Annotated in this window: 6 protein-coding genes and 1 pseudogene; 2 read left to right on the top strand and 5 right to left on the bottom strand. The window is 35.9% G+C overall.

Annotated features, from left to right (window positions below):
• The coding region (locus D1953_RS20920) for a helix-turn-helix domain-containing protein (RefSeq protein ID WP_220453384.1) at positions 1-184 on the bottom strand (184 nt) is incomplete at its 3' end.
• A 192-nt stretch (positions 185-376) separates the two neighbouring features.
• Here D1953_RS20920 and D1953_RS20925 point away from each other — a divergent pair.
• A pseudogene (locus D1953_RS20925) lies at positions 377-496 on the top strand (SgcJ/EcaC family oxidoreductase); the annotation flags it as partial.
• A gap of 40 nt (positions 497-536) precedes the next feature.
• Here the strand turns inward: D1953_RS20925 and D1953_RS20930 are convergent.
• The 4 genes from D1953_RS20930 to D1953_RS20940 all read right to left on the bottom strand — a co-directional run bounded on the left by D1953_RS20930 (position 537) and on the right by D1953_RS20940 (position 2,436).
• The gene (locus D1953_RS20930; RefSeq protein WP_119119075.1) at positions 537-821 is read right to left on the bottom strand and encodes a hypothetical protein; all 285 of its coding nucleotides are present in this window, start codon (positions 819-821) and stop codon (positions 537-539) included.
• Positions 822-1,003: 182 nt separating this feature from the next.
• Positions 1,004-1,153: a hypothetical protein gene (locus D1953_RS21525; RefSeq protein ID WP_182480707.1), complete on the bottom strand. Its 150-nt coding sequence runs from the start codon at positions 1,151-1,153 to the stop codon at positions 1,004-1,006.
• A 260-nt stretch (positions 1,154-1,413) separates the two neighbouring features.
• Positions 1,414-1,923, bottom strand: coding sequence for a ferritin (locus tag D1953_RS20935; RefSeq protein WP_119119076.1), 510 nt, complete (start codon positions 1,921-1,923; stop codon positions 1,414-1,416).
• A gap of 348 nt (positions 1,924-2,271) precedes the next feature.
• Positions 2,272-2,436, bottom strand: a complete 165-nt coding sequence (locus tag D1953_RS20940) for an aspartyl-phosphate phosphatase Spo0E family protein (protein ID WP_245980305.1) — start codon at positions 2,434-2,436, stop codon at positions 2,272-2,274.
• 424 nt (positions 2,437-2,860) lie between these two features.
• Here D1953_RS20940 and D1953_RS20945 point away from each other — a divergent pair.
• A partial coding sequence (locus D1953_RS20945; RefSeq protein ID WP_182480708.1) for a transglycosylase domain-containing protein occupies positions 2,861-4,864 on the top strand: 2,004 nt, incomplete at its 3' end.

Genomic DNA, 4,864 nt, shown 5'->3' on the forward strand with positions numbered 1-4,864 from the left:
ATAGAAAGTCTTTCTCTTTTTGTTTTTTTAATGCCAAATTAAACGAATACCGGCAGCATCCAATCGTTTTATTGAATTGAATAGTTTGTTCGTTTGTTGGGTATAAACGAAATTTAAAACCTTTATGGTAGGTATCGCTTTTTTCTTTTATATCATCCACTTTACCCGCCTTCTTCCCGAACATTTGTTTCTATAATTATACAATAGTGAAAAATAAAAAAACAAGAGAAAACTCTTGTCTAGGCTTTATTCATTTCAGATACTTGAAGTACCACAAATCTTCGATTTTTTGTGGCACTCCGTATCTGACCTCACCTTCATCCCATCCCTAAAGGGGGTGCTAACGCACCGTAATGGGCTTTCTCGTTCGGAAAGTTCTGTAAAAATTGATGGAGAATGGCGTATTAAACTGTTTCAAAATACGCCTGCTCAGTTTCATGGAAGACCTGAGTTAGTAGAACAAATGACAGATGAATTAAGGAAGGAATTTCACTGAATAAAGTGAAAATCTGTCCAATTCGCCCTTTGAGCTTGTACTAAGATGATTTATTTTTCTTTCTAAAATTAATAATAGTAGTTTTTAAAGCAGCGTAATTTCCGATAGCTGCATAGCCGTAAAACCATCCCATGAAAATGCCAGCAAGTAAATTATGTCGATGACTAATGAAAACGGAAATGATTAAACCAAGAGCTAAAGCTATGGTTGGGACAAATTTTGAAGGAATATGTAAAAAGATTTTTAAAAGTTGAGTAATAATCATTATAACTGGAATAGCTATAACAGCATCCCAAAAATTTGTATGGATTGTTGGAAAATCCATCTTTTCACCTCTTATGAAAAAGTCTAAATAGATAATGGTTGTTTTCACTGATTTAAAATGATAATTGCACGGTTTTGATAGAAGGAATGCTTTGTTGAACTAACAGGAGGCTTATAATATATGAATGAACCGCATTTTAATATGCGGTTCAAGCTCGCTCAAGGGTGTAATTAACATTTAGGTTATACGTCTGAAGAATCATCGTAATCATAACGAAATCCATCTTTTGAGGCAGAGACACTTTCTTTTATCTGCGAATTGTCAGTTTTATTTTGGACAACTTGTTCTGTACTGTTTAGTTTATTATTTTGCTGCTGTTTGTTTGTCTTCACTTCGATTAGCCTCCTCATATTCATTCTTCATCACCTATTATCTCTAGAAAGCCTTCGTATTATTCGGTCTGTGATGTTGTGAAGATTTTTATTTAAACGAAGCAGAGGCGTTCATATATAACGATTGCTTAAGTTAATTGAGAGGAGACATCTCACTAATTAAGCGGAAGAGAGAGTGTGCTTCTAAAATCAGTTCGTACATAAAAAAGACCCCAAAATGGAGGTCCTTTTTATGTAAACTCCTGATGTTCCTAGTTTGTTCAACCAGCGGCAGGTGCCCCTGGTGCATTGGTTCTTCTTCCTAATTCCTGATCTAATAATAAGAGGGCAGCTGGGTTATTTTCAGCAAGCTTTAGACGATTAACAATCGTTAGACTTTGCGCTTCTTCATCTATTTGCTCTCTTAAAAAGTCTTGTATAATAACCGAAGCCTGGGGGTCTACTTTATTTACATAATTAAACGCTTGACGGTAAGCGTTTGTAACGAATTGTTCATGAGCTAATACCTTTTGGAACGTTTCTAGTGGTGTCCCAAAGTCAGTAGGTTGGGCAGGAATATTATTGAGTTGTACAGTTCCATCTTTATCGACCACATAATCAATCAGTTTGAGCATATGAGTTCGTTCTTCTTCTGATTGTAAACGCAACCAGTGTGCCATGCCGGTTAAGTTCAGCCTGCCCATATATGCAGACATTGCAAGATATAGTGTTGTTGAAACATGTTCAATTTGAATTAAATTATTGATTAATTTTTGAAGCTCTTCATTCATGTTAATCCCCCTATATATTTCATACTCTAGTGTATAAAAAAGGAAAATAAATGTACCTTGTATATAAAGTTCAAAACAGCTTTACTCATAACTTAATTTCTTCCTCAAAGAATTAGCGGAGAAGATTATGGCAGTTTTAAATATTGCCCAAAAGAACAAAATCCCTATTAACATTGTTGAACTTTTGAGAAGAAGAATAGCGGATGAGCAAAATGGAGAAGTAACTGTATAAAATTTAGTGTTTATCGCCTCTCGCATGTATATTAAATCCGGAGTTACTTGAACAGTGGCTTTTTAAAATTTAAAGAAGGGAGGATCTAGCCAAAAATAATTGTATAGAAGAATAGATTATTTCAATTGATTTTTTTGATATACGTTTAATAAAACATCTAACTCTTGACTGAATTTAATTGTACTAGGATGGTTAAGTCCTTTTGATTTTCCTACAGCAATCATAAGGGTTCTTAAGACGTCAATTTTATACTCTAGCTCTTGAAGGGATAAAACGTTCACCTTTGTAACTTACCTCCTATTTGTTTTCAAAAACTACAATTATGTAAATTACTGTAGAATATTTTATACCAAATAAAAACAATTTTTCTATTTAGTTCATTTTGTTCATAAATAATAAAGGTAATTCAAAAGAGTGAGGTAAGGATACGGGCTTTCGTTGAACAAGAAAGGGCATTACAAAATATGTAATGTCCTTTTGTTTATTGATTTTTTTAATCTAGGTCGTGAGAATAATTGACTGGTTAGGTGTTATGTTTGGTATCCGCTATAAAAATTCTTATATAACTTTTGATATATAGTTTACATTCTATGAAGAGAAATTAGATTACTTATGTCCTATTGACCTACCTATCTCTCATATTTCACAATAACCTTTATGCAGCAACATCCTCAGACTAGAAGGTAGGAATAAAACGTGGGAAGAATGGAAAGAAGGAAGCAAAGGAAATCATCTAATAGGATTTGGAGTAAGCTGAATTCTAAAGGCATGAAGGTGAAGATTGTAATAGCGGCTGTAACAATGGCCTTATGTTGTTTTCTTATACTGAATATTTTTATTTGGAGAAGTGATGTTAGCAAACTAGAAAAGCCGGCTCCGCAGCCAACTATTATTTATGATCAAAATGGAGATGTGGCTAGTAAGATTGCTGTTTCTAATATTGAAGGAGTGAGTATCAAACAGATTCCAAAAGACGTGATTCATGCTGTTATTGCAACAGAAGATCAGCGTTTTTATAAGCACGGTGGAATTAATTATATAGCCATGGTTCGGGCATTGGCTCGAAATACACTAAGCGGTGAAATTGTGGCGGGTGGAAGTACGGTTACTCAGCAGTTAGCCAAAAATGCTTTTTTAACACAAGAACGTACGTATACACGAAAGTTTAAAGAACTTATTTTTACGAAAAAAATTGAACAAACCTATTCTAAAGATGAAATTATGGAACGGTACTTAAATCAGATTTATTTTGGTGAAGGAGCGTGGGGCATTCAGCGTGCTGCTCAAACGTACTTTGGCAAAGATGTTAGCGAATTAACACTAGGTGAGTCAGCTATGCTCGCAGGGTTGATTAAGGCACCTTCTATTTTATCTCCATTTAAAGATATGGACCGGTCCGTTGAACGGAGAGATGTCGTATTATCATTGATGGAAAAGGAAGGATACATCAGTCAAAATGATGTAGAAAAGACAAAGGAAAAGCCTATTGTCTTAGAGGGCAAAAAGATTGATGACTATAAGGGGAAATATCCTTATTATGTAGACCATATTATTGAGGAAGCTATAAAAAAATACGATCTTACAGAAAATGAGGTTCTTTCAGGTGGATTACATATTTTTACAGAATTAAATCCTACGATACAAACTGTAGCTGAACAGGTGTATAAGGATGAAGTGATGTTTCCTGAAAGCCAATCAGATCAGTTGATTCAAAGTGGAGCCGTATTCATCAACCCCTCAACTGGCGGAATTAACGCACTTGTTGGAGGGAGAGGGGAACATACTTTTCGAGGGTTTAATCATGCTACTCAATTAAAACGACAACCAGGGTCTACAATGAAACCGCTGGCTGCCTATACTCCTGCTTTAGAACAAGGATACGAAATCTTTGATAGATTACAAGATTCACCTATTAATATCGATGGCTATCAACCAATGAACGCTGATAAACAATTCCATGGAGAAGTAACCATGTATGAAGCGCTGGTACATTCCTATAACATCCCGCCTGTATGGTTATTGGAGAGAATGGGGTTGAAATATGGTACGAATGCGTTGGAGCGTTTCGGTATTCCATTAAAAGAAGAGGATTATACTCCAGGTATCGCACTTGGAGGGATGAGCGAAGGGGTATCTCCTTTATTGATGGCTCAAGCGTTTTCTGTCTTTCCTAATAATGGTGTCAGGGTAGAAGCACATTCTATTCAAAAAATTGAAGATGCGGACGGAAAGGTCGTTGGAAAATGGCACAGTAATGCTACAAAAGTTACAGATCCTTCAGTTGCTCAGAAAATAACCTATATGCTCAAAGGGGTTGTGGAAGAAGGCACAGGAGTAAAGGCGCAAGTGGAGGGCTGGGAAGTAGCCGGTAAAACGGGTACAACAGAGCTTCCTTTTGCTCATGCAGACGGCGGATCAAAAGACCACTGGTTTGTAGGATATACCCCAGAAATTGTTGGAGCAGTTTGGATGGGATATGATAAAACGGATGAAAATCATTATTTAGTAGAATCAAGTGGCGCTACTGTTACAAAAGTTTTTAAAGAAATACTCTCTAAGTCTACTACGGAATTGTCCCAAAAAGAATTTGGTTTAGCAGCGATAGAAAAACAGCTTAGTGAACAGCGGAAGAAAGAGGAAGAGCAGGAGAAGAAGAAAGAGCAAGAGGAGAAGAAAAAGGAGCAAGAAGAGAAGAAGAAAGAAAAAGGA

This window comes from Peribacillus asahii (assembly GCF_003570725.1).
GTDB classification, from domain to species: domain Bacteria; phylum Bacillota; class Bacilli; order Bacillales; family DSM-1321; genus Peribacillus; species Peribacillus asahii.